Genomic DNA, 24608 nt, shown 5'->3' on the forward strand with positions numbered 1-24608 from the left:
CCAGGGTCGTGGTGTGGTGGAACGGGGTAGTGGCAGGGGCTCAGGCCGCGATGGCGGCCAGGTGCGCGGCGGCGATCTCGTGGATCAGGCGCGCGGCAACGCGTGCGGTGCGCTTGTCCACGTCCAGGTGCGGGTTGAGCTCGACGACGTCGACCAGGCGCAGCTTGCCCGTCTTCGCCAAGGCGGTGCAGATCGCCCGGATATTCGCGACCGGCACGCCCACGGCCGCCGGCGAGGTGACCCCGGGGGCGACGGCGGCGGACATGACGTCGAGATCGATGCTCAGGTGCACGATCTCGCGCTCCTCCGCGGCTTTGAGTGCCAGGTCGGCGGCCTCGTCGGGGGAGAGGGCGGCGAGCTCGTCGTCGAGGGTCACGGAAACGTTCAGCCGTTCAGCGGAGTCGAACAGGAAGCGGGTGTTGTCCGCGGGGGAGACACCCAGGACGGTGTAGTCGAAGTCCTCGCCGACCAGTTCCACGATCTGGCGGAACGGGGTGCCGTTGTTCGGGCGGTCTGCCTGGCGCAGGTCGAGGTGGGCGTCGAGGTTCACGATCGCGGGGGTGGGCGGGTTCCCGCCGAGCCCGTCACGGAGGCCCTTGTGGGAGCCGAAGGCCGCCTCATGCCCGCCGCCGAGGACCACCGGCAGGTGGCCGGCGGCGACGATATCGGCCACCGCCCGGGCGAGCCGGTCGTGCCCGCCCTCGAGATCGGCGTCGTCGACCCGGACCGTGCCGGCGTCATAACGCGGGTGTTCGTCGTGGACCGCGAGCCAGCCGAGGGAGCCACGGATGGAGTCGGGGCCGTCCACTGCGCCGGGTCGGCCGTGGTTGCGGCTGATGCCCTCGTCGGAGGCGAAGCCCACGAGTGCCACGCCAGGGGGCGCATCGGCGGGGTCGGGGAGCGGCTGGATCGTGGTGTACCAGAGGGCGTGGTCGGGGTTGGGCCCGTCGACGCGACCAGTCCAGGCATCGGGCAGGGAATCGGCGAAGGTGTTGCTGTGGTGGGTCATGGGCTGCAGGGTAGTCACGGAAATGGGGACAGGCAGGCGGGATGGGAGAGCATGACTCTGGTCCGGGCTGTCCGTGGTGATCTGACGCCGCGCTGAGAGACGATGAAACCCCGGCCCTTTCCGCGTACTTACGGGGAGAGGGACGGGGCGTCGATAAGCGGAGGCCGTCAGGCCTTCGTCTCCTGCGGTGCCACCTCGGGCGCCGGCGCGATCGCCTGCGGTCGGCCGGTGACGTAGTAGAGCACGGTCATCAGCACGAGGAAGCCCACGCCCACGCCGAGCGCCAGGTGGTACTCATCCAGCCAGAGCATGATGCCGAAGGTGAAGAGGATGAACGCGATGGCGAAGTACTGCCCCCAGGGCCACAGCGGGACCGGGAACTTCAGGGAGGCCACCTCCGCCGGATCCATGTGGCGCCGCGAGGCGACGTGCGCGAGCAGGATCATCAGCCACACGTAGACGGTGGCGAAGGTGGCCAGCGCGGCGACGATGACGAAGACCCGCTCGGGCAGCACGGCGTTGAGGATGACGCCGATGATCAGCACGGCGATGAGGATGGCGGTGGTCATCACGGGCACACCGTTTTTGGTCACCCTGCCCATGGCCTTCGGGGCGAGATTCTCCTTGGCCAGGCCGGTGAGCACGCGGCCGGCACCGAAGAGGTCGGCGTTGATGGCCGACAGCGCCGCGGTGATCACCACGACGTTGAGCAGGGCGGCCGCCCAGTTCACGCCCAGGGTGGAGAAGATCTGGACGAAGGGCGACTCCTCGCCGGTGATGGCCTGCCAGGGGTTCAGCGCCAGGATCACGAAGATGGCGCCGACGTAGAACAGCAGGATGCGCACGGGCACGGTGTTGACGGCTTTGGGCACGGACTTATCCGGGTCCTCGGCCTCGGAGCCGGCCACGCCGATGATCTCGGTGCCGCCGAAGGCGAAGAGCACCAGGATGAACGCGGCGATCATGCCCCCGACGCCGTTGGGGAAGAAGCCGCCGTTGTTCCAGAGGTTGTCGATGCCCACGGTCGCCGGGTCGGTGCCCAGGCCGAAAGCGAGGATGGCGGCGCCGCCGAGGATCATGCCGACCACGGCGGTGACCTTGATGATGGTGAAGATGAACTCCAGCTCACCGAACCAGCGCACGCTCGCCAGGTTCGCCGCGCCGACGATCAGCAGCGTCACGGCCACCCAGATCCACTGCGGGGAGTCGGGGAACCAGAACTTCATGTAGATGGCGATCGCCGTCAGGTCGGCCAGACACACGATCATCATCTCGAAGGCGAACATCCAGCCGGTGATGTAGCCGGACCACCCGCCCAGGTGCGCGCGGGTGTACACGGCGAAGGAGCCGCGCACGGGGTGGTGCACGGACATCTCGCCGAGGGCGCGCAGCATGAAGTAGACCACCGCGCCGCCGAGCAGGTAGACCAGCAGGACCGAGGGGCCGGCGGCCTGGATGGCGCCGGCCGAGCCGTAGAACAGGCCGGTGCCGATCGCCGAGCCGAGGGCGATGAAGTGGATGTGGCGGGCCTTGAGTCCCGGCCGTTTGATCACGGTGGTGGGATTGGCCGACCGGGGGTCGGCGGGGGAGTCAACCACTGTGGCTACCTCGCGGTTTCTGCTCGAGCTCCCCGCGCGCCCCAGTTGCGCGCGGGGGCCAGGGGAAAATGAACAGACCGTACGTTACTCCGTGGGGCACCGGTTTCCGGAATGGGCGGACGGGGACGCCGGGCGGTGTGGGAATGGTGTGGGTTTTGTGGGTTTGACATCCGTTTTTCCCGCTGTTTGGTGCCGCTGCGGGCCCGGAAAAGGCTCACAGTGGGGCGAATCACCTGCGCAATGTAGATAAACGGCCGCTTGTGGCGTATGATTGAACGGCAATGAGCATTACCGATAACGCCACCGGCGGCGTGAACGAGCCGGATGACTTTAATCTGTCGGAATCTCAGGAAACTTCGCAGGGTGACGCAGCGCAGGCTGCAGCCGCCTCCGAGCCGCTGACCGTCGAGAATCTCGACGTCGCAGCGGAGGCGGAACAGGACACCAGGGACGCGAACACTTCTGAGGCTGCCGGCTCCGGGACGGACAACAACCCGGACAACGAAACTGACAACGAAACCGAGAGCCAGGGTTTCGCCAGCCTCGGACTTCCCGGTGCCGTCCTCGACGCCGTGACGAAGGTCGGCTACGAGACACCCTCGCCCATCCAGGCCGAGACCATCCCCGTCCTCATGGACGGCCGCGACGTGGTCGGCCTGGCCCAGACCGGTACCGGCAAGACGGCGGCGTTCGCGCTGCCCGTCCTGGCGCGTATCGACGTCGCCGAGCGTTCCCCGCAGGCCCTGGTTCTCGCGCCGACGCGTGAGCTGGCCCTGCAGGTCGCCGACGCCTTCCAGTCCTTCGCCGACCACCTCGGCGACATCCACGTGCTGCCGATCTACGGCGGCCAGGCCTACGGCATCCAGCTCTCCGGCCTGCGCCGGGGCGCCCAGATCATCGTGGGCACCCCGGGCCGTGTGATCGACCACCTGGAGAAGGGCTCCCTGGACATCTCCAACCTGCGCTTCCTCGTCCTCGACGAGGCGGACGAGATGCTCAACATGGGCTTCCAGGAGGACGTCGAGCGCATCCTCGCGGACACCCCGGACGAGAAGCAGGTCGCCCTGTTCTCGGCGACCATGCCCAACGGCATCCGCCGGATCTCCAAGCAGTACCTCAACGACCCGCGTGAGATCACCGTCAAGTCCGAGACCCGGACCAACACGAACATCACGCAGCGCTACCTGCACGTGGCGCACCGCAACAAGCTGGACGCGATCACCCGCATCCTCGAGGTCACCGAGTTCGACGCGATGATCGTCTTCGTGCGCACCAAGCACGAGACCGAGGAGATCGCCGAGAAGCTGCGTGCCCGCGGGTTCTCCGCCGCCGCCATCAACGGCGACATCGCGCAGAACCAGCGTGAGCGCACCGTCGACCAGCTCAAGAACGGACGCCTGGACATCCTGGTGGCCACCGATGTCGCCGCCCGCGGCCTCGATGTCGAGCGCATCTCCCACGTGCTCAACTACGACATCCCGCACGACACCGAGTCGTACGTCCACCGCATCGGCCGCACCGGCCGCGCGGGCCGCTCGGGCGAGGCGATCCTGTTCGTCACCCCGCGTGAGCGCCGCATGCTCAACTCCATCGAGCGCGCCACCAACGCACCGCTCGACGAGATGGAGCTGCCCTCGGTCGAGGACGTCAACGAGGCCCGCAAGGCCAAGTTCGCCGACTCGATCACCCAGTCGCTGGAGTCGAGGCAGCTCGACATCTTCCGCAATCTGGTCAAGGCCTACTCCGAGGAGCACGACGTCCCGCTGGAGGACATTGCCGCCGCCCTGGCCACCCAGGCCCAGGCCGGCGACGACTTCCTCATGAAGGAGCCGCCGCCGGAGAAGCGCCGCGAGCGTCGCGACCGCTTCGACCGGGACGACCGCCGTGGTGACCGTCGGGACCGTGGTGACCGTGGTTCCCGCTTCGACCGGGACGGCGACTTCGTCACCTACCGCCTGGCCGTGGGCAAGCGTCAGCACGTGCGCCCGGGTGCCATCGTCGGTGCGCTGGCCAACGAGGGCGGCCTGTCCTCGAAGGACTTCGGCCGCATCACCATCGCCGTCGACCACACCCTGGTCGAGCTGCCGAAGGACATGCCGAACTCGGTGCTGGACAAGCTGTCCGACACCCGCATCTCCGGCGAGCTGATCAAGATCGAGCGCGACTCGGGCGGCGGACGCCCGCCGCGCCGTGACCGTGACGACCGTGGTGGCCGCGGCGGCGGACGCGGTGGCTTCCGCGGCCGGGATCGTGACGACCGTGGTGGTCGTGGCGGTTTCCGTGGTGGACGTGACCGTGATGATCGCGGTGGCCGCGGTGGTTTCCGTGGCCGTGACGACCGACGTGGCGGTGGCCGCGGCGGTTGGCGCGACTAGCCTGAGCTGACACAGGGGCCCGTCGCCGGAGGATTCTCCGGTGGCGGGCCCCTGTGGTGTTTGTGGGTGGGGGCGGGACGTGCCGCGGGGTGTCCCGGGTTCCGGGAAGGTGCATTATTCTACATGCGTGATGCGTCACTGATTTTCTGAACAGGGAAGATGCACCTCGGCCATCGGGAAAATACACCTCCGGCCGAGGCGCTCGTAGCGGTACGGGTGTTCGACTGCCGCCTGACCGGTGTCCGGGTCGTGCGGTCTACTGATCGGGTCCACCAATATCCCGACCCAGGAGAATCCCTCGTGACCCCCACGCTCGTCTACCTCGCCACCGACCGCCACATCCGCCATGTGACGGATCCGGTCGACCGGGCGGGCCTGGAACGGTGGATCATCGAGTTCGTCGCGGAGAATCCCCGGTTCACCGTCGACCAGGCGGTGGTGGTCGCCCGCCAGCTCGCGGAGCGGTGGGGCTTCGACGTGGTGGCGGATGAGCGGCGCCGGGAGGAACTCGTCCAACCGGTGCTCTACACGGAGGCCGAGTGGCTGGCCAGGGGACGGGTTCCCGACCCCGGCGCGCGGCCGGTGCGCATGCTTGGTTCGCGGCGGGAGCGGTTCGGCTGTTTTCTCTCCGGTGACGTATCCCCGGCGCCCGGCGCGGAGGAGTCCACCCGTTGGCCGGTCGTCGACGCGCTCGAACGGTCGCGCCACCTGCGTCGGCGTGCGCACCACCTGGCACCGGAGTACCGGGAGTTCGCGGAGGTGCTCACCGACTACGAGCTCGCCCTGCTGCGGCACGTCTGGGTCATCGGCGCGGTGGTCGAGTGGGATGACGATCCGGACTACGACACCGTCGGGTGGATCCGCAACGGCCCCCGTGACCGCCGCAGACTGCCCCGTCCCGACCTGACGGGAGACGAGGCGCTCTTCCGGCTGCTGATCAATCCGTGGCCGGGGGAGGAGAACGTGATGGTCGTGATCCTCGGCCTGCTGGCGCAGATCCTGGCGTTGACGGTGCTCGGCAGGTGGCGCGGGGCGCCGGTCACCGGGGAGGACGGGGAGGATGGGGTGACGCATCCCGGTGAGCTGGAGACGGGGTTGATCGCCCATCTGGTGGCGCGCCGGCTGGGGTTGGACGAGAGTGTGCGGGACCGGGGAGTGCGCGGTTACCTCCACGGGGAGGTCCCCGGTCCGGCGCCGGAGGGGGTGCGGTGGAACCTGGTCTTCGAGACCGCGGAGGTGTTGGAGGACGTGTTGCGCGGGAACTCCGTGTTCACCTGGCGGGCCGCGGGGGACTGAACCCGGTGGTGGTGCCGGAACCCGCCCGGTCCTAGAAGTTGATGTACATCAGGGCGAGCATGACCACCCACAGCAGGGCGAAGACGCCGCCGAACATGGACAGGCGGCTCCTGGCCCTGTCCCAGTCGGAGACGACGTCCTCCTCCGGGTCGTGCTCGTCGGCCTCGAGCAGGCCGAGCGCGCCCATCATCTTCCGCTGCTGCGGGATGATGAGGACCAGCAGCAGCGCCCAGGCGATGACCGCCACGGCGATGGCCGTGTGGAAGTTGGCCCGGGTGGCGTAGACGCTCCAGTTGGTGGCCATGGTGGCGACGCCGAGCAGGGGGACCAGGATGGACAGCACGCCGTAGGAGCGGGTGATCCGGTGCAGGAGCGCGGCGGTGCCGGCCGCGCGGGTGTCACCGGCGTGGGCCTTCAGGGCCTGCCCCTGGAAGGTGGACACCGCCACGGTCGTGGGACCGATGAACAGCACGGCGGCCAGCACGTGCAGGATGATCAGGACAATGGTCATGTCACCCACCCTAATCAGCGGAGTAGCCCGCTCAGGCGGCAGGCGGCCCGCATCGCCGACAGGTCCTCCCGTGGCAGTGGCAGGGCGTAGCGCTGGGCCACGAGCGCGAGGCGGCGGGCGTACCAGCACCGCGCGGCGGGATCCGGGGGCAACCAGGCCGCTGGCAGGTAGTCTGACTTGTCGCGGTTGGCCTCCCGCGTGGTCACCAGCAGGTTGAGCGGATCGTTGGCGAAGGCCAGCCGGGTGGCCGGGTCCCAGGCGTGCGCCCCGAGATCCCACGCGGCGGACAGTGGGAGGATGTGGTCGATCTCCACGGCGGTCGCCGCGGGACCGAGGACGATCTCTTCACCCGTGTAGGGATCCCGACCGCGGCCGGTGGTGACGGTGCAGCCGCCGCCGGCGGTGTCCGCCGCGGTGTCGGCAAGCTGGGTGATCAGGATGTGTTCGCGCACGGTGCACGCGCCCACCGTCGCCCAGCCGGCACCGAATTCGGTGCGCTCGTAGCCGAGGACGCGGGCCCGCTGGGGGACGGGGCGGATGTCGGCGAGCAGGACCGGCAGGCGCGGCAGGCCGGGCTCCTCGCGCGGGGCGAGGTGCGGGGCCACCTCGAGGCCGGCGACGAGGATGGTGGCGCAGACGAGTGCGGTCAGGTAGACGCGAAAAGGCCTCACACCCTTCTTCGACGGGGTGTGAGGCCTGGTCGGTTCCCCGGTGAGGGGAGTGGTGGACGTGCTAGATCTCGCCCTGGGTGACCTTCTCGGCGGCGGTCTCGATCTCCATGTCCTGGTGCTTCTCGGTGTACCTGGCCAGCTTCGAGGCCTGTTCGAACTCCTCCTCGACCTCGGGCTTCGGGCCGTTGGTCAGCAGGGTGACCGCGACCATGACGATGGCGGAGGAGAGGAAGCCCGGGACCATCTCGTAGATGATGTCCGAACCGCCGAACTGTCCCCAGGAGAAGGACACGACGGCACCGGTGACCATGCCGGCGAGCGCACCGGCGGCGTTCAGGCGCTTCCAGTAGAGGGCGGCCAGCATCAGGGGGCCGAACGCGGAGCCGAAGCCGGCCCACGCGAAGCCGACGAGTCCGAGAATGGAGTCGTTCGGGCTGACCGCCAGGACACCGCCGATGATGGCGACCACCACGACCGCGGTACGGGAGAGGTTGATCAGCACCTGCTCGCTCGGCAACCGCTTGGCCACGATCTTGTACAGGTCCTCGATCAGCGAGGAGGACACGACCAGCAGCTGGGAGGACATCGTGGACATGATGGCCGCGAGCACCGCGGTCAGCAGCAGGCCGGCGATCAGCGGGTGGAACAGGATCCGGCCCATGTCGAGGAAGATCGTCTCGAACGCGGCCTGGTCGGTGATGGTGATGTCCGGGTTCTGGGAGAAGTAGACGGTGCCGATCATCGCGACGAAGGTGGCGCCGATGATGCACAGGAGCATCCAGCCGATGCCGTACCAGCGGCCCTGCTTGGCCTCGGAGGGGGTGCGCAGGGCCATGAAGCGCACCACGATGTGCGGCTGGCCGAAATAGCCCAGACCCCAGGCCAGATTGCCGATGATGGCGGCCGCGGAGACGCCGGCGATCATGTTGAAGTAGGTCGGGTTACCTGCGCCGGCCTCCTCGAGCCAGGGGCCGTAGTCGTTGTTCTCGGCCCAGGAGAAGATGTCCGACGGGTTGTCCAGGGCGATCAGCGCCATGACGGGCACGATGATCAGCGAGGCGAACATGATGATGCCCTGCACGGTGTCGGTGTAGGACACGGCCAGGAAGCCGCCGACGAAGGTGTAGGCGACGGTCACGGCCGCGACGATGAGCATGCCGGTGAGGTAGTCGCCGCCGAAGGTGGCCTCGAAGTAGCGGCCGCCGGAGACCATGCCGGAGGAGACGTAGAAGGTGAAGAACAGGATGATGATGAGCGAGGAGGCCACGCGCAGTGCACGTGTCCGGTCGCGCAGCCGGTTCTCGAAGAAGCTCGGCAGGGTGATCGAGTTGTTGGCGATCTCCGAGTAGGAGCGCAGGCGGGGTGCCACCCACTTCCAGTTCGCCCAGGCGCCGACGAGCAGGCCGATGGCGATCCACAGTTCCGACAGACCGGTGACGAACAGGGCGCCGGGCAGGCCCATGAGCAGCCAGCCCGACATGTCCGAGGCGCCGGCCGACATGGCGGCGACGAACGGGTGCAGGCCACGGCCGGCGAGCACGTAGTCGTCGTACTTGTCGGTCTTGGTGTAACTCCAGTATCCGATGGCCAGCATTGCCGCCATGTAGATGATGATGGCAATGATGAACCAGGTTGTCTCTGACACCGGTTCCTCCTTTTGGTCAGACGCGGACGGACGCCACGCCGCGAGTGGGGTGGCTTAATTTTGTCACGGCCGCGCGTCAGGTGTCGCTCAGGTCACATAACATTATGAAATAAGTTGCCCGCCACGTGGGGCGGGGTCGGTTGTTGACCGTAACGGCTGCCGGGGACTGGCCCAAACGAAATCGGGCGGCGGGCACGTGTCAATCCGGGGGTAACCGGCGCACTACCTGCGGGCGACCCAGGATGTAACGGAATGGCAACAATCGCCGGAGCGGACATGGCGCGGCACCTGCCCACCGCTAAAGGGGGTGGCGGAGGTCACCGTTCCCCGGCACGGTGCCCCGGCCGCCGGCGAGCGTGATGCGGCCCACGAAAAGTATCTGAACGCCCCGCGACGGGGACTCTGACCGCGCGAAATGGTAGAAAAGACCTTATGCCTTCTTTCCTCCTGCACGGTCTGTGGATGCCGGGTTCCGGCCTTCACCTGTGGATTGAGCAGGTGGAGGGACACCGGATCGTGCTGCCGTCCTCGGTGCCGGACGGCACCTTCCCGCCGGCCACCCACTCGCTGCTGGACGACCGGCGCTTCCGCCGCAAGCTGCGGGTCAAGCTGCGCACCCCGAAGGGCCGGCAGGTGCAGCTGGTCATCCCCACCGCCGTGTTCACCCCGGAGCAGGCCGTGGCCACGCTGTCCCAGCTGGCCTTCCTCGACGGCCCCGGGCCCGCGGCGACCACCACCCAGCGCGCGGCCATCGCGCCGGATCTGATGTGGCTGATCCGCATGTACACCGGATTGACCAGATTCGTCCGCGCCGGGCGTGTGACCCTCAAGCTCGGCTACGAGGACGACCAGTGGTGGCCGCAGTGGCAGCTGGCCTCCGGGCTGGGGGAGCGCGGCTGGCTCGCGGAGATGGTCGCCGCCGCCCCCGGCGTGCTCACCGCCAACAACCGGGGCCTGAGCGAGGACATCGCCGACACCTTCGTCCACTGGATCGCCGCCGCCCAGTTGCAGGATCTGGTCGACGTCACCCGCCCGTACCCGTGGCACGACTTCGCCCACTCGCTGCTGACCTCATCGCCGCTGCGCCGGGGTGGGGCGGGCCTGCTCAACAAGCTCAACGAGTGGAAGGACTCGATCACCTCGGTCGACCTGCAGCTCGTGTTCATCGTCGAACAGCCCCCGGCCGACAGCGGGTACCAGGATCCCGAGGACTCCACGTGGCCGGTGCGCGTCCAGGTCCGCTCCGGCACTGACAGCCCCCGGCCCATCCGGGTCGAGGAGCTCGACCGTGGCAGCGTGGAGAAACTCCGCGCCTCCCACCGCCGGGCGATCGGGATCACCGAGCTGCTGGATCCGGTCGCCCACCCCAAACGCACGACCGACTTTTCAGAGGCCGAGGGCGACTGGGACGTCCACCTGTCCACCGCGGAGATCGTCGACTTCATCTCGCGGGACGTGGCCCGGGTCCAGGCGGGCGGGTTCACCGTCATGCTGCCCAAGGCGTGGTCGGCCTACGAGACGAAGGCCCGGCTGGAGACCACGGAGGTCTCCGACCCGGCCGTGGCCGCCACCCGCACCAATATCGGGCTCGATCAGCTCGTCGAGTACAACTGGCGGATGTCCGTCGGTGACGTCGAGCTGACCGACGAGGAGATGACCGAGCTGGTCAACTCCAAGTCCGGGCTCATCCGCCTGCGCGGCGAGTGGGTCATGGCGGACACCTCCGCGCTGACGAAGATCGCCGACTACATGGAGGAGCTCGCCGCCTCCTCCCGCAAACGACGCCGCGCCGAACTCGAGAAGGCCGCCGCCGCGGCCGAGCGGGCGCGAGCCGAGGAGCAGCCGGGCTGGGAGCTGCTCATCGCGGACGTCGAGAAGCGCCGCGAGGAGTTCAACCGCAACTTCGCCGGCGCGGAGGGCTCCGGGGAGGTCACCGTCGCCGAACTGCGCCAGCTCGCCCTGGAGGCCATGGCCGAGGAACCGGTGGAGTTCACCGGCTCGCAGTGGTTCACCTCGTTACTCGGCGGGACGGAGACGCCCGCGCCCGAGCGCGTGGCCATTCCCGACACCGTGCACGCCGACCTGCGCGAGTACCAGCGCCGCGGGGTGGACTGGCTGTACTGGATGTCGCGCAACAACCTCGGCGCGGTGCTCGCCGACGACATGGGCCTGGGCAAGACGCTCCAGCTGCTGGCGGTGCTCGCCGTTGAACGCGAGCGCTGCGAGGCCGCCGGACCGACGCTCGTCGTCGCGCCGACCTCGGTGGTGGGCAACTGGGCCCGCGAGGCCGCGAAATTCGTGCCCGGGCTGCGCGTGGCCGTCCACCACGGCACCGAGCGGCTGCACGGCGAGGCGCTGGACGAGGCGATCGGGGAGACCGACCTGGTGGTCACCAGCTACGGCGTGGTCGGCCGCGACTTCTCGGAGCTGGGCAAAATCGACTGGGACCGCGTGGTCCTGGATGAGGCCCAGGCGATCAAGAACTCCTCGACGCGCTCGTCGAAGGCGGTGCGCTCGCTGCCCAGCCGCCACCGCGTCGCCCTGACCGGCACCCCGGTGGAGAACCGGCTGTCCGAGATGCGCTCCATCCTCGACTTCTGCAACCCCGGCGTGCTCGGCTCCACGAGCTTCTTCCGCAACCACTTCGCCAAGGCCATCGAGCGCGAGCACGACGAGGAGATGACCGAACGCCTGCGGCGGCTGACGGCCCCGTTCATCCTGCGGCGCCTGAAGACGGACCCGGCGATCATCGACGACCTGCCGGAGAAGAACGAGGAGATTCTCACCGTCACCATGACCTCCGAGCAGGCCGCCCTGTACAAGGCGCTGGTCGACGACGTGCAGCTGCGCCTGGAGAACACCGAGGGCATCGCCCGGCGTGGACTGGTGCTGGCCACGATCACCCGCATCAAGCAGATCTGCAACCACCCGGCCCACTACCTGGGCGACGCCTCCGCGGTGACCGCCAAGGGCCGCCACCGCTCGGGCAAGGTCAGGGAACTCATGCGGCTGATCGACGAGGCCGTGGAGACCGACCAGCGGATGCTGATCTTCACCCAGTACAAAGCCTTCGGCGACCTGCTCCAGCCCTACCTGTCCGACCGGTTGGGCGAGCGCATCCCCTTCCTGCACGGCGGGGTGACCAAGACCGGGCGCGATAAGATGGTCGCGGAGTTCCAGGCCGGGGACGGGCCGCGGGCGATGATCCTCTCGCTCAAGGCCGGTGGCACGGGCCTGAACCTGACGGCGGCGTCGATGGTGGTGCACATGGACCGCTGGTGGAACCCGGCGGTGGAGAACCAGGCCACCGACCGCGCCTTCCGCATCGGGCAGTTGAAGAACGTGGACGTGTACAAGATGATCACCGCGGGCACGATGGAGGAGTCCATCCAGGACATCCTCGACGGCAAGACCGACCTCGCCGGCGCGGTCGTCGGCGAGGGCGAGGGCTGGCTCACCGAGCTCGACCCGGAGCAGCTGGCCCAGCTGATGAGCTACCGGGGAAGGGAGAAGTAGATGGCGGAATCAGACAGGCCGGGAAAGCAGGGGAGGCAGCGGCCGAAGGACGGCAACGTCATCTACGCCAACTTCGGCAACCGCACCCGGGTGACCGGATCCGACGACGCCCCGCGCGCCCCCCGGCGCACCCGGCCCGCCTTCGTCCCAGGTGCGGCGCGGCTGCTCGACGCCGTGACCCGGCTGACCGATCAGGGGCGGGTGACCCGGGGCAGGCAGTACGCGGCCGCCGGCCACGTCGTCGGCCTCGAGGTGGCCAACGGACGCGTCCACGGGCAGGTCGCCGGCTCCCAGAACGAGCCCTTCAACGTGGCGATCCAGCTGCCGTACCGCTCCACCGACGACATCGCGAAGGTCACCGACCGGCTGGCACGCACCACCAACGGCCTGCGGCGGGCCCGCTCCGGCGACGTCGCCGACGAACTGCTCGACATCCTGCTGGCCGAGGACCCGTCCGACATCCGCTTCAGCTGCGACTGCCCGGATTCCGCGGTCGTGTGCAAACACGCGGTGGCCGTGGTGGAGAAGCTCGCCGCGAAGATGGACGCCGACTCCGCCCTGCTGTTCCAGTTGCGCGGGCTCGACCTGGGCCGGCTCGAGCAGGCCGTCAGCGAACAGGCGAAGATCGTCAGCCGGGAATCCGAGGACGACACCGAGCTGTTCTGGTCCGGGCATCCGCTGCCGGACCTGCCGGATCCGAAGGTGGCGCCGGCGTTGGACGACTCCGACCTGGACCTGCTGCACAAGGCGATGCGGGCGGTGTCCTACACCAGCATTGACCAGCTGCGCGCGGTCTCCGACATCGAGGACATCTACGACCATCTGACGCGGTGAGGGTGGCCGGGTCCGTGCCGGTGGAAGTGTGAGTCCGGACAAACGGCTTCCCCTGGTCCTCTGCGGCCGGGGCCCGGCGATCGAGTCACCGCAGGTCAGACAGTTCTTCCTGCAGTGATTGCGGAAGCGTGGCGAACCATTCCTCTTCCTTGCCCGGCTCCGGCAGGAGCTTGCCGTATTCGGTCATGTTCTCACCGGGGATCTCATTGACGTAGACCCACACATGCTCGGGAGGAAGCTCCAGCACATCAGCGACCTTCGAGGTGATCTGCTCCAAGAGATCCGTCTTTTGCTGCGCGGTGCGCCCGGAGCGGATGTCGGCGTGGATCCAGACATGCCCTTCGGGGGCCTCCCGTCCGGCCAGGAAAAGTGCCCCTGCATCCAGGTCATTGAAGATGACCTGGACCAGGTAGCGCGGGGCGACGGCTATGTCGCGGTGGAGAGTGGTCAACAGGTCCGCCACCGCCGCGCGGCGTTCCTGGTCAATCAGCCCGGCACGGGACGAGACGGCATAACTGGGCATCGACGGCGTCCTTTCGGTGATTGGCTCATCCGGGGCGTTTAACCTGAATACACCGATGGACCCCAGGGGGTGAGCCTGCCGTCGGTGTGAGGAGTGCCCAGAGTTTCCGGGTAGGGGTGATCCCCAGCTCTCGATGGTTCTGGTTGTCCCACGGATTGCAGCTCTCTCGCGCCGAGGGCTCTCGGGCCGTCCCGGACCCCGGCACCCCGTCGGGGTAGGGGGACCGGGGCACGCTACGCGGCGTGAACCCACGCTGGGGGAACTTCCCGACCGGCAGGGGACGCTTACAGGTTCTGGAGCATCTGCTCCATTTCGGCGATCTCGGCTTCCTGGTCTTCAATGACCTGCTCAGCCAGGGCCACGGCCTGCGGGTTCTGGCCGTCATTGACCTCATCGCGGGCCATGTCGACGGCGCCTTCGTGGTGGGCGGTCATCTGTTCCAGGTAGAGCCGGGCCGCCTCCGTACCTTGGGCGTTCTCCAGGGCCGCCAGGTCCTCCTCGGTCATCATCCCGCTCATGCCACCCATCTCGCCGTGATCCATCCCACCCATGCCAGAGGATCCGGTGACCGGCTGCTCACCCCACGCCTCGAGCATGGCGTTCATCCGGTCGATCTCGGGGCCCTGGGCGTCGATAACACCCTGGGCGAAGTCAGCGACCTCGGTCGGGATGTTGTCCTTGGCCAGCAGAATCTCGCTCATCTCCACGGCCTGCTGGTGATGGGGGATCATCATCTGCGCGAACATCACGTCGGCGTCGTTGTGCTCGGCGGAGATCTCCCCGCCCGTCCCGGTCGTGGTGGTCTCGGTGGCGGTGTCACCTTCATCGGTGGTGGCCGGGGCGGAGGTGGCGGTGTCAGTGGCCGTACCGGTGGTCGAATCCCCGTTGTCTCCTCCGGTGTCATTGCCGCAGGCGGCCAGGGCCAGGGTGGAGGTCAGGGTGAGGGCGGCGAGAGTGGTGGTGCGCTTCATGATGGTTCCTTTCACGGTGATTTCCAGGTGTGGTTCGAGAATGAAGGGGTCAGTGAGTGGTGGTTGCGGGGGACTCCGGCCCAATGATTTCTTCCTCCTTCGGGTCGGTGGGGGCGAGCTGCGCCGGATCGAGGGTGATCCGGCGCAGCAGCTGGGCGTTGAGTGCGACCACGATGGTCGACAGCGACATCAGGATGGCGCCCACGGCGGGGGACAGCACGAACCCGACCGGGGCGAGCACACCGGCAGCGAGGGGCACGGCCACGATATTGTAGCCGGATGCCCAGATGAGGTTCTGGATCATCTTGCGGTAGCTGGCCCGCGAGAGCTCGATCATCGACAGCACCGCCCGGGGGTCGTCGCTGGCCAGCACCACCCCGGCGGACTCCATGGCCACATCGGTGCCGGCACCGATGGCGATGCCGACCTCGGCCCGTGCCAGGGCCGGGGCGTCGTTGACGCCGTCACCGACCATGGCCACCCTCAGGCCACGGTCCTGCAGCTGCGTGACCTTGGTGTCCTTGTCCTGGGGCAGGACCTCGGCGAAGACCTCATCAATCCCCAGATCCTCACCGACCACCTGGGCGACCTGACGGGCGTCGCCGGTGATCATGGCGACCTTGACCCCGCGGTCCTGCAGGGCCTTTACAGCCGCGCGGGATTCAGGGCGGACCTTGTCCTCGACCGCCACGGCACCGATGATCTGGCCGTCACGGACGATATGCAGCACGCCGGCCCCACGCTCGGTCCAGGAGCGGGTGGTGTCGGTGATCTCGCCCGGTGTGGTGAGGTCGAGTTCGCGCAGCATGTTGGGTCCGCCGACGAGGATTTCGGCGTCGTTGACAGTGGCGCGGACCCCGCGGCCGGTGGCGGCGGTGAAATCGGTGCCGCGCAGTCCGAGACGGGAGGCCTCCGGGTGCTCGGTGGCGGCGGTGACGATCGCCCGGGCCACGGGGTGTTCGCTGTCGGCTTCGGCGGCAGCGGCCAGGGCCAGCAGCTGGCCCTCTGTGGTGCCGGGAACGGCGGCGATGTCGGTGACGGCGTGCGCGCCTTCGGTCAGGGTGCCGGTCTTGTCGAACAGCACCACGTCAATGGTGCGCATCCGCTCCAGGGCCATGCGGTTTTTGATCAGCACCCCGGACTTCGCGGCCCGCTCGGTGGAGATCGCGATGACCAGCGGGATGGCCAGGCCCAGGGCGTGCGGGCAGGCGATGACCAGCACGGTCACGGTGCGTACCACGGCATCGTCCGGGCTGCCGATGATCGCCCAGACCACCGCGGTGATCAGGGCGGCAACCAGGGCGAACCAGAACAACAACGCCGCCGCCCGGTCGGCGAGCGCCTGAGCGCGGGAAGAGGACTCCTGGGCATCAGCGACCATGCGTTGAATACCGGCCAGAGCGGTGTCCCCGCCGGTGGCCTCAACGCGGACGCGGACGGTGTTGTCGGTGGCCACCGTCCCGGCCACCACTTTTTCGCCGGTGTCCCGGAAAACGGGCCGGGATTCCCCGGTGATCATCGCCTCATCGAACTCGGCCGCGCCGTTCACGATGGTCCCGTCGGCCGGTACGCGGGCTCCGGCCCGCACCAGGACGGTATCGCCCGGGGCCAACTCCGAGATGGCCACGGTGTGGGTGGTGTCGCCCTCGATTTTCTCGGCCTCGTCCGGCAGCAGGGCGGCTAGGGCGTCGAGGGCGGAGGAGGCCGAGCCCAGTGCGCGCATCTCCATCCAGTGGCCCAGCAGCATGATGGTCACCAGCAGCGCCAGCTCCCACCAGAAGTCGAGGTGGAATCCACCGATCCCGAGGGTGGTGATCCAGGAGGCGACAAACGCCACGGTGATCGCCATGGCGATTAGCAGCATCATGCCCGGCTGGCGGGAGCGCAGTTCCGTCCATCCGCCCTTAAGGAACGGCAGGCCGCCGTAGAAGAAGATCACGGTGCCCAGGATGGGCGCGATCCAGGTGGAGCCGGGGAATTCCGGGATCTGGTAGCCGATGATCTCGGCGAACATCGGGCTGAAGAACACGACCGGAACCGACAGGACCAGCGACCACCAGAAGCGGTTCCTGAACATCGCCACACTGTGACCGGCGTGCTCGCCGTGATCGTGGACGTGGTGCTCATCGTGTTGATCATGGCCGTGGCCCGCGTGCCCACCAGGGGTACGGGCCGGGTGTTCTTCGTCCACCGCCGAGTGCGGGTGCTCGTGAGGCATCGCCTGGCCGTGGGTGTCCGCGTCCATGTGCTGATCGTGATCGGCATGGTCGGCGTGGTGATCGCCGTGCTGGCGAGGGGTTGTCATGACACTCCTTCCTCTCACCTCATGTGCGGTGATGGGTGGGTCAGTCAGGAAATGGGGACCGTGTGCCCGGCCTGCCCGGTCGCCCGGCGGACAGTCCCCGGGGAGGTGCCGCCGCTGACGGTAACCGTGGTGAAGCTGCCTGTGCAGTGTCCGCAGGTCATCCCGTCGCCTCGAAAATGACCGCGAGGTCAGGTGTTGGGCCGTCTTCGGTGGCGGGAGGGGCCGACGCGGTCCCGGAGGGCGCGCAGTACCCGCATCCGGCGGAGGCCAGTGGCAGCAGGCGGGGAGTCTGGGTCGTCATCGGGAAGCTCCTTGGGATTGATGGGTTGGGGCGGGGACCTCATCCTTCAGTCTGTATCCCGGCCGCGTATCAGCCGAGGGGTGATGGAGACCATCGTGCATCAGTGGACGCTCCCTTGAGGGCCGGGGAAGACGGATAGTGAACACCGCTCCGGCACCGGGTCCCGCGGACGTCGCGGTGAGTGCGCCTCCATGGGCTTCAACCAGGGCACGGGAGATGGTCAGGCCGATACCGGAGCCGCCGTTGTCCCGGCCGCGGGCGGTGTCACCCCGGTAGAACCGCTCGAAGACGTGGCCCAGCTGGTCGCCGGTCAGTCCTTCGCCGGTGTCGGCGACCTCGATGAGGACCGTGCCCGATCCCTGTCGTACCGCGCTGACGGTGACCTGCCCGCCGGTGGGGGTGTGGCGCAGCGCGTTGGAGAGCAGGTTGCCCATCACCTGGCCGAAGCGTTGTCGGTCGACGAGGACGGTTACCCCGGAGGTGCCGACCTCCACCTGCAGCCCCACGCCCTTGGCCTGGTAGTCCTCCCGAACCGCAGCGGTTGCGGCACGGAGGAGCTCGCCGAGGGGTTCCTCGGCGAGGTCCAGGTCAATTCGGTCCTCCTGGGCGCGGGAGACGTCGTCGATGTCCTCGATCAGACGGGTGAGACGTTTCAGTTGTTCGGCCATCACCGCCTGTGTGGCGGGGCTCCAGTCGACGACCCCGTCCTGGAGTCCATCGAGGTAGACGGCGAGCACGGACACCGGGGTGCTCATCTCGTGGGCGAGATCCGACAGCAGTTGCCGACGTACCTCCTCGGTGTGTTCGAGCCGGTGGGCCATGGTGTTGAAGGCGTGCGCCAGGGTCGTGACCTCCGGGCCGGCGTTGCCGGCGGGGACGCGGACCCGGTAGTTGCCGCCGGCCACGGTGGTGGCGGCACGGGTCAGGCCCTGCAGGGGTGTCCGGAGCCGGCGGGAGAGCCAGAGACTGGCCAACAGCGCACAGATCAGGGCGGTCGGTACCGCGACCGCCAGGGTGATCAGGCCGGCGTCACGGTAGGCCTGCTCGACATGGAGCAGTTCGAGGGCGGGATCCGATCGGTCGGCCATCAGCAGGTGGTGGTGGAACAGGGGTGGGCCCACCAGGGACGCCACGGCCGCCGCGGCGATCAGGCTGACGGTCACGACCAGGACCTGGGCGGCCAGGAATCGGAAGGTCAGTCCGGTTTCGTTTCTCATGGCCGTCCCATCCGGTAGCCGACCCCGCGGACGGTGTCGATGTAGCCACGCCCCCGGGCATCGTTGCCGAGCTTGCGGCGCAGGTTGCCGATGTGTACGTCAACGATGCGCTCATCACCGACCCAGGAGGTGTCCCAGACGTCGGTGATGAGTTCGTGGCGGGAGAGGACCTGGCCGGGGCGGGCGGCCAGGGCGACCAGCAGCTCGAATTCCGTGCGTGTGAGGGCCACGGCGGTGTCCTCGACGCGGGCTTCGTGGGCGGCCGGATCAACGACGAGGTCGCCGAAGACGTGAGGGGTGGCCGGTTGCGGCCCGGCGGCGCCGGTCCGTGGGCGGCGCAGGACGGCAAGGACCCGGGTGACCAGTTCACGGATGCTGAACGGTTTGGTGATGTAGTCGTCGGCACCGGTGGTCAAGCCGGTTATCTTGTCATCCTCACTTACACGGGCGGTGAGCATGAGGATGTAGCAGTCGGAGAAGGTGCGGATCCGACGGCAGACCTCGAGGCCGTCCATGCCGGGCAGGCCGAGATCAAGCACGATGACATCGGGCTCATGCCTGCGGGTGTCGTCCACCGCCTGGCTCCCGGTGTGGGCCTGCGCGACGTCAAAACCGGCGCGGATGAGATAGTTGGCCACCATCTGGGCCAGGGGCTTCTCGTCGTCGACGACGAGGACCTTGCCGGCGGGCCGATCCTGTGTCGTTGTTCGGGCAACCATGGGTCCCAGTATCACCCGAGGATGCGACAGAGCAGGCGGATCCGGGCCCCCCACAGGCCACATCTTCGCCAAATCTTCATGAACCGTGGGCCTGTCTGGAGGGCACTCGTCCCCACACGGAGGAGAAAAGGTCTCTCCCGGGACGGAAGCTGGGCCTCCCCACCAGGGGTTCTCGTCACGGACGAGTGTCCGCCGTGGTGCCGTGGCGGCCAGCCCGACGCGGAGATCCGTACCGCAACCACCGTGGGCGGGGCCGCCGCCCGGGCCTGCTCCCGGCGTTTTACAGCGCTGTGAGCAGTCGTTTTATTTAAGGGGCGCGAAGGGTGCGTGCTAGAAAAGTCTGTGGCGCCGATCCCGGGCCGCCCGATGACTCAAGGAGATGGACGTGAAAAGAGCAACGATCGGGGCCGCCGCCCTCGCCCTCACACTGACCGGATGTTCAACAGCTGGCTCTGATTCCACTGCCAGTGGTGAGGCGTCCCAGGAGGAGTTCCTGGCCGCCCATGATCTCGACGGCATGGACACCGCCGGGATCATCGACCACCTCGACCGGGTCGACGTCGCTGAACGGTCCACCGACCTGATCGCCTCGGTGCGCCCCGATGAGCTGCTCCTCACGGACAACAACCGGGAGGTGGTCCTCGACCTGCCGGAGAATCAGACTTACGTGTCGATTGCGCCGTATGTGAATCAGACACACGACTGCTTCTACCACAGCCTGACGACCTGCCTGGGCGAGCTGGGCAACGAGAACATCCACGTCACGATCACCGACGGTGCGACCGGCGAACAGCTGGTCGATGAGCAGGTGACCACCTTCGACAACGGGTTCATCGGCTTCTGGATGCCGAGCGACACCACCGGCACGGTCGAGGTCAGCTACCAGGGCCACACCGGTACCACCGGGTTCTCCACCACCGATGAGGGCGCCACCTGCCTCACCGATCTGCGCCTGACCTGATGATCGCCCCCGCAGGGAGCACCGGCCTCTCCATGGCGCACCAGGCCGCATCCGGGTTCGCCATGACCGGCGGCGTGATGGCCCAGTCGGTGACCGGTCAACAGTTCAGCGAGGCCGCGGCCGTCGAACCGGTCCCTCCCGGCATCGGCCTTCCACGCCACCCGGGGTCCGCGTGTCCGAACCTGCAGCTGACACACATCGGGCACCGTGTCCGGCCTGTCTGATACACCTTGACCCATGACCTCCACCCGCTTCCTCCACACCTCTGACCTGCAGTTGGGAATGACCCGCTGGTTCCTCGAGGGCGAAGCCCAGGCGCGTTTCGACGAGGCGCGCATCGGGGCGATCGACCGGCTCGGCGAGATCGCCGGGGAGTACGACTGCGCGTTCATCGTCGTCGCCGGCGACGTGTTCGAACACAACTCGCTCAACCAGCGCACCACCGGCCGTGCGCTCGAGGCCCTGCGCCGGTTGCCCGTGCCCGTGTACCTGCTGCCCGGCAACCATGATCCCCTGGTCGCCGACTCCATCTTCTACCGCACCACGGGTGAGGGTGTGCACGTCATCGCGGACACGGAACCGGTCACCGTGGCCGAGGGGGTGGAGCTTATCGGCGCACCGCTGACGGCCAAGCGGGCCACGACCGATCTGGTCCGGCAGGCGCTCGCACCGCTCGAGCCCACCGACGGCATCCGCGTCGCAGTGGGCCACGGCCAGGCGGAATCCCGCAGCAACGACGCCTCCCCGGACCAGATCGACCTCGCCTTCGTCGAGCAACGCCTGGCCGAGGGCACCATCGACTACCTGGCCCTCGGCGACACCCACTCCACCCGCCAGGTCGGCACGAGCGGGCGGGTGTGGTTCTCCGGGGCGCCGGAGACCACCGACTTCCACGACCTGACCGAGGGGGTGGAGGGCGGGGAGACCGACTCCGGCAACGCCCTGGTGGTCACGGTGGACAAGACCTCGGCCACCGACGCCGCCGTCGAGGTGGAGAAGGTCCCGGTGGGGCAGTGGGTCTTCGAGGCGCTGACCCGCGAGGTCTCCTCCCTTGAGGACGTCGAGGAGTTCCTGGACACCCTGCGCGCCTACGAGCGCAAGGCCACCACCGTCCTCAAGTACGCCCTGCGCGGCACCCTCGACATGACCGCCACCCGCCGACTCGAGGCCGGGCTGGAGGAACTCGAGCCGGTCTTCGCCTCACTGCGGCCCCGAGAACGGCTGATGGACCTGCACCTGGAGCCGGGGGCGGAGGAACTCGCCTCGCTCGACATCGCCGGCTTCGCGGCCTCGGCCATGGAGGACCTCATCGGCCGGGCGGAGCAGGAGCCCGTCGCCCGGGACGCCGTCAACCTGCTGTTCCGGCTCACGAAGGAGGCTTAAGCGTCATGCGCATCCACTCACTGACCATCGACAACGTCCGCGGCATCGAGCACCTCGAGCTGACCGACCTGCCGCAGACGGGCGTCATCGTCATCTCCGGCGACAACGAGCAGGGCAAGTCCACCATCCTGGACGCCCTCCACGCCGTGCTCAACGAGAAGCACTCCTCGAAGAAGAAGACCCTGCGGGAGCTGCAGCCCGTCGACCGCGACGCCGCCCCGTCCGTCACCCTGACCGCCACGCTCGGCCCGCACACCTTCACCCTGGCCAAGACCTGGCTGCGGCGCGCGAAGGCGGAGCTGACGATCACCGCCCCGGCGCGCGAGAACCACACCGGTGACGAGGCGGAGGAGAAGCTCGACCGGCTCAAGGCCGATTTCCTCGATGACGGCCTGCTCAGGGCCCTGTTCCTGCGTCAGGGGGACATCGACACCGCCGGCGACGCCACCGGCATCCCGTCGCTGACCCGCGCACTCGACGGCGCGGAGGACACCGGGGCCGCCTCCGGCACCGAGGATTCCGCCCTGATGAAGGCCGTCGAGGCGGAGTACACCCGCTACTACACCGCCGGCAAGGGCGCCGAGGCCGGCGTGCTCAAGACCGCCCGCACCCAGCACGCCGAGGCCCGGGCCTCCCTTGCCGACGCCCGCGCCGCCGTCGCCGAGCTCGAGGGCTTCGTCACCCGCGTGGAGACCGTCACCCGTGACCGCGACGAGGCCACCGCCCAGCTCCCCGACGCCCGGGCGGAGGTCACCGCACTGGGGGAGAAGGCGGAGCAGGCCGCCGCCGCGCAGGAGAAGGCGGACCGGCTGCGCGGGGACCTCACCCGCGCCGAGGACACGCTCACCCGGGCCCGGGCAGCCGTGGCCGCCCGCGAGCAGCAGAAGACCGGGGTGACCGAGCTGGCGGAGGCGCTGGCCGAGCGCAGCCGCGGCCTGGCGGAGGCCCAGGAGAAGGCCGCCCAGGAAGACCAGCAGCTGACCACTCTCGGTGAACAGCTCGACGAGGCACGGGCGCAGGAGGATGCGGCCCGCGAGGCGCTGAAGCGGGCCCGTGCCCGTCACCGTCTGCTCACCGACCTCGCCCGCCGCGATGAGCTGGCCGCCAGACTCGCGGACATCGACGCCCTCGACGAGCGGATCCGCGGACTGCGGGAGCAGTCGGCCGGCCCCCGGGTCACCGATGAGGATCTGCGCGCGGTCGAGGACGCCGCCACCGAACTGACGCTCCAGCGCCGCCTGCGCGAGGCCGCCGCCGCGAAGCTGCGTCTGAGCGCGGCGGAGACCACCTCCGTCACCGTCGACGACGCGGACGTCGAGATCCGGGCGGACGAGCACGTCGTCGAGCTGCGCGAGGGCACCACCCTGACCATCGGCGCCGTCACCGCCGTCTACTCCGCCGGACACACCGGCACCACCCCCGCCACCGACGCCGTAGCCGCAGCCGAGCGCGCGCTGGCGGACCTGCTCGAGGATCTCGGCTGCGCCGACGTCGAGGCGGCCCGCACCGCCCGCGAGACCGCCCGCCGGGTCGACGAGGATCTGGCGGGGCTGACCCGCGAGCGCGCCGGGCTGGTGCGCGGCGACGACGTCGATGCCCTGCGGGCGGAACTGTCCCGGTTGAGCGGTGAGCTCACTGAGGTCGAGGCGGACAACGGGGTCGACGGCGACGGCGATCCCGAGCGGGCCGCGGCCGCCGTGGAGGAGGCCACCGACGCCCTCGAGGAGGCGACCGGCCGGGTGTCGAAGGTGGATGCGGCGCTGGTGCCCTGGCGGGAGCGGCAGGCCGCCACGGCGCTGACCAGGTTGAGCACCCAGGTCGAGGGCGACCAGCTCGCCGCCGACCGTGCCCGCCGCGCACTCGAGGCCGCCGAGGAGGAGAACCCGGAGGAGGGTCTGCACCGGCAGGTCGATTCCGCGGAGGCCGCCGTGGAGGAGGCCGCCGCCCGGGTCGCCGAGGCCGAGCAGTCCCTGGCCAGGGAGGACCCGGAGCTGGCGACGAAGATGTGGGAGGGCGCCCGGGAGCACCTGTCCTCCCTGGAGAAGACCGTCGCCGAGGCGGAGCGCAAACTCGCCGAGCTCACCGGACGCATCGAGCAGGCCACCGGCGCGGCCGAGGAGCTGGAGAAGGCCACCGCCGCCGAGGAGGCCGCCGCCAACCGGCTGGCCTCCGTGGAGCGGCGCGCGCAGGCCGCGAGGCTGCTGCGCGACACGCTGCAGGAGCATCGGGCGCGGGCGCGGCGCCGCTACGCGCAGCCCTTCGCGGAGCAGCTGACCGTCCTGGCGCGCACGGTCTTCGGGCCGGACGTGGAGTTCACGCTGACGGACAGCCTCGACGTCGAGGCGCGCAGCATCGGGGACCGTTCGGTCCCACTGGAGTCACTGTCGGGCGGGGCGAGGGAGCAGCTGGCGATCCTCACCCGCTTCGCCATCGCCCGGCTGGTCTCGAAGGAGGGTGTCGACGGTGCGGGTGGCACGGTGCCGGTGCCGGTCGTCGTCGATGACGCGCTCGGCTCCACCGATCCCTCGCGTCTGCAGCTGATGGCCACGCTGTTCTCGGACATGGGCAGGACCGGCCAGGTCGTGGTGCTCACGTGTGTGCCGCAGCGCTATTCGCGGGTGACCGGCCGCACCGAGTACCCGATCGAGGAGCTCAAGGCCGCCGGCCGCCTGCTGTAGCGGGGCCCGGGGACGCGGAAACCCCGCCGCGCCACCCGGGAGAGGGGGTGGTGCGGCGGGGTCGTCCCGACCAGGCGGGGTGGCTGCCCCCGTCG

The 24608-nt window shown here is 68.9% G+C and carries 17 protein-coding genes; 7 read left to right on the plus strand and 10 right to left on the minus strand.

The features are described 5' to 3' along the window. Nucleotides 1-40 precede the first annotated feature (40 nt). Both hutG and A605_RS05930 read right to left on the minus strand, forming a co-directional pair. A complete protein-coding gene (gene hutG / locus A605_RS05925; RefSeq protein WP_015400598.1) occupies nt 41-1009 on the minus strand; it encodes a formimidoylglutamase in 969 nt (322 codons plus the stop codon). Between the two features lie 167 nt (nt 1010-1176). Next, nucleotides 1177-2607 (minus strand): amino acid permease, encoded by a 1431-nt coding sequence (locus A605_RS05930; RefSeq protein ID WP_015400599.1) that lies wholly within the window; start codon nt 2605-2607, stop codon nt 1177-1179. Between the two features lie 281 nt (nt 2608-2888). Here A605_RS05930 and A605_RS05935 point away from each other — a divergent pair, with 281 nt between their 5' ends. Beyond that, nucleotides 2889-4982 (plus strand): DEAD/DEAH box helicase, encoded by a 2094-nt coding sequence (locus A605_RS05935; protein WP_015400600.1) that lies wholly within the window; start codon nt 2889-2891, stop codon nt 4980-4982. A 300-nt stretch (nt 4983-5282) separates the two neighbouring features. Continuing rightward, complete coding sequence (locus A605_RS05940; RefSeq protein ID WP_015400601.1) at nt 5283-6278, plus strand: hypothetical protein; 996 nt, start codon at nt 5283-5285, stop codon at nt 6276-6278. A gap of 31 nt (nt 6279-6309) precedes the next feature. On the opposite strand, the gene A605_RS05945 is transcribed toward A605_RS05940, so the two are convergent. From A605_RS05945 to putP, 3 genes are all read right to left on the minus strand, one after another. Further along, nucleotides 6310-6789 carry a hypothetical protein gene (locus A605_RS05945; protein WP_015400602.1) on the minus strand — a complete coding sequence of 160 codons (480 nt, stop codon included), beginning with the start codon at nt 6787-6789 and terminating at the stop codon, nt 6310-6312. Between the two features lie 14 nt (nt 6790-6803). Then, a complete protein-coding gene (locus A605_RS05950; RefSeq protein WP_015400603.1) occupies nt 6804-7460 on the minus strand; it encodes an HNH endonuclease family protein in 657 nt (218 codons plus the stop codon). Between the two features lie 61 nt (nt 7461-7521). After that, entirely contained in the window at nt 7522-9105 is a 1584-nt protein-coding gene (gene putP / locus A605_RS05955; protein WP_015400604.1) for a sodium/proline symporter PutP, read from the minus strand. A gap of 432 nt (nt 9106-9537) precedes the next feature. Between putP and A605_RS05960 the strand changes: the two genes are divergently transcribed. Then, nucleotides 9538-12621, plus strand: a complete 3084-nt coding sequence (locus A605_RS05960) for a DEAD/DEAH box helicase (RefSeq protein WP_015400605.1) — start codon at nt 9538-9540, stop codon at nt 12619-12621. Next, nucleotides 12622-13455, plus strand: coding sequence for an SWIM zinc finger family protein (locus A605_RS05965; RefSeq protein WP_015400606.1), 834 nt, complete (start codon nt 12622-12624; stop codon nt 13453-13455). A gap of 85 nt (nt 13456-13540) precedes the next feature. On the opposite strand, the gene A605_RS05970 is transcribed toward A605_RS05965, so the two are convergent. The 5 genes from A605_RS05970 to A605_RS05995 all read right to left on the minus strand — a co-directional run bounded on the left by A605_RS05970 (nt 13541) and on the right by A605_RS05995 (nt 19491). Continuing rightward, nucleotides 13541-13978 carry a tautomerase family protein gene (locus tag A605_RS05970; RefSeq protein ID WP_015400607.1) on the minus strand — a complete coding sequence of 146 codons (438 nt, stop codon included), beginning with the start codon at nt 13976-13978 and terminating at the stop codon, nt 13541-13543. A gap of 284 nt (nt 13979-14262) precedes the next feature. Further along, nucleotides 14263-14949, minus strand: coding sequence for a DUF305 domain-containing protein (locus tag A605_RS05975; protein ID WP_015400608.1), 687 nt, complete (start codon nt 14947-14949; stop codon nt 14263-14265). Between the two features lie 49 nt (nt 14950-14998). Then, nucleotides 14999-17254, minus strand: a complete 2256-nt coding sequence (locus A605_RS05980) for a copper-translocating P-type ATPase (protein ID WP_081602093.1) — start codon at nt 17252-17254, stop codon at nt 14999-15001. A 297-nt stretch (nt 17255-17551) separates the two neighbouring features. Then, nucleotides 17552-18772: a sensor histidine kinase gene (locus A605_RS05990; protein ID WP_015400611.1), complete on the minus strand. Its 1221-nt coding sequence runs from the start codon at nt 18770-18772 to the stop codon at nt 17552-17554. Next, entirely contained in the window at nt 18769-19491 is a 723-nt protein-coding gene (locus tag A605_RS05995) for a response regulator transcription factor (protein WP_015400612.1), read from the minus strand. Before A605_RS05995 ends, A605_RS05990 begins: the two co-directional genes overlap by 4 nt. A gap of 385 nt (nt 19492-19876) precedes the next feature. Between A605_RS05995 and A605_RS06000 the strand changes: the two genes are divergently transcribed. The 3 genes from A605_RS06000 (at nt 19877) to A605_RS15945 (ending at nt 24513) form a co-directional block, all read left to right on the plus strand. Further along, entirely contained in the window at nt 19877-20452 is a 576-nt protein-coding gene (locus A605_RS06000) for a CueP family metal-binding protein (protein ID WP_027004458.1), read from the plus strand. A gap of 237 nt (nt 20453-20689) precedes the next feature. After that, complete coding sequence (locus tag A605_RS06010) at nt 20690-21835, plus strand: metallophosphoesterase family protein (RefSeq protein ID WP_015400615.1); 1146 nt, start codon at nt 20690-20692, stop codon at nt 21833-21835. Nucleotides 21836-21840: 5 nt separating this feature from the next. Beyond that, on the plus strand, nt 21841-24513 hold the full coding sequence (locus tag A605_RS15945) for an AAA family ATPase (protein WP_015400616.1): 2673 nt from the start codon (nt 21841-21843) through the stop codon (nt 24511-24513). Nucleotides 24514-24608: the final 95 nt, after the last annotated feature.

This window comes from Corynebacterium halotolerans YIM 70093 = DSM 44683, assembly GCF_000341345.1.
GTDB classification, from domain to species: domain Bacteria; phylum Actinomycetota; class Actinomycetes; order Mycobacteriales; family Mycobacteriaceae; genus Corynebacterium; species Corynebacterium halotolerans.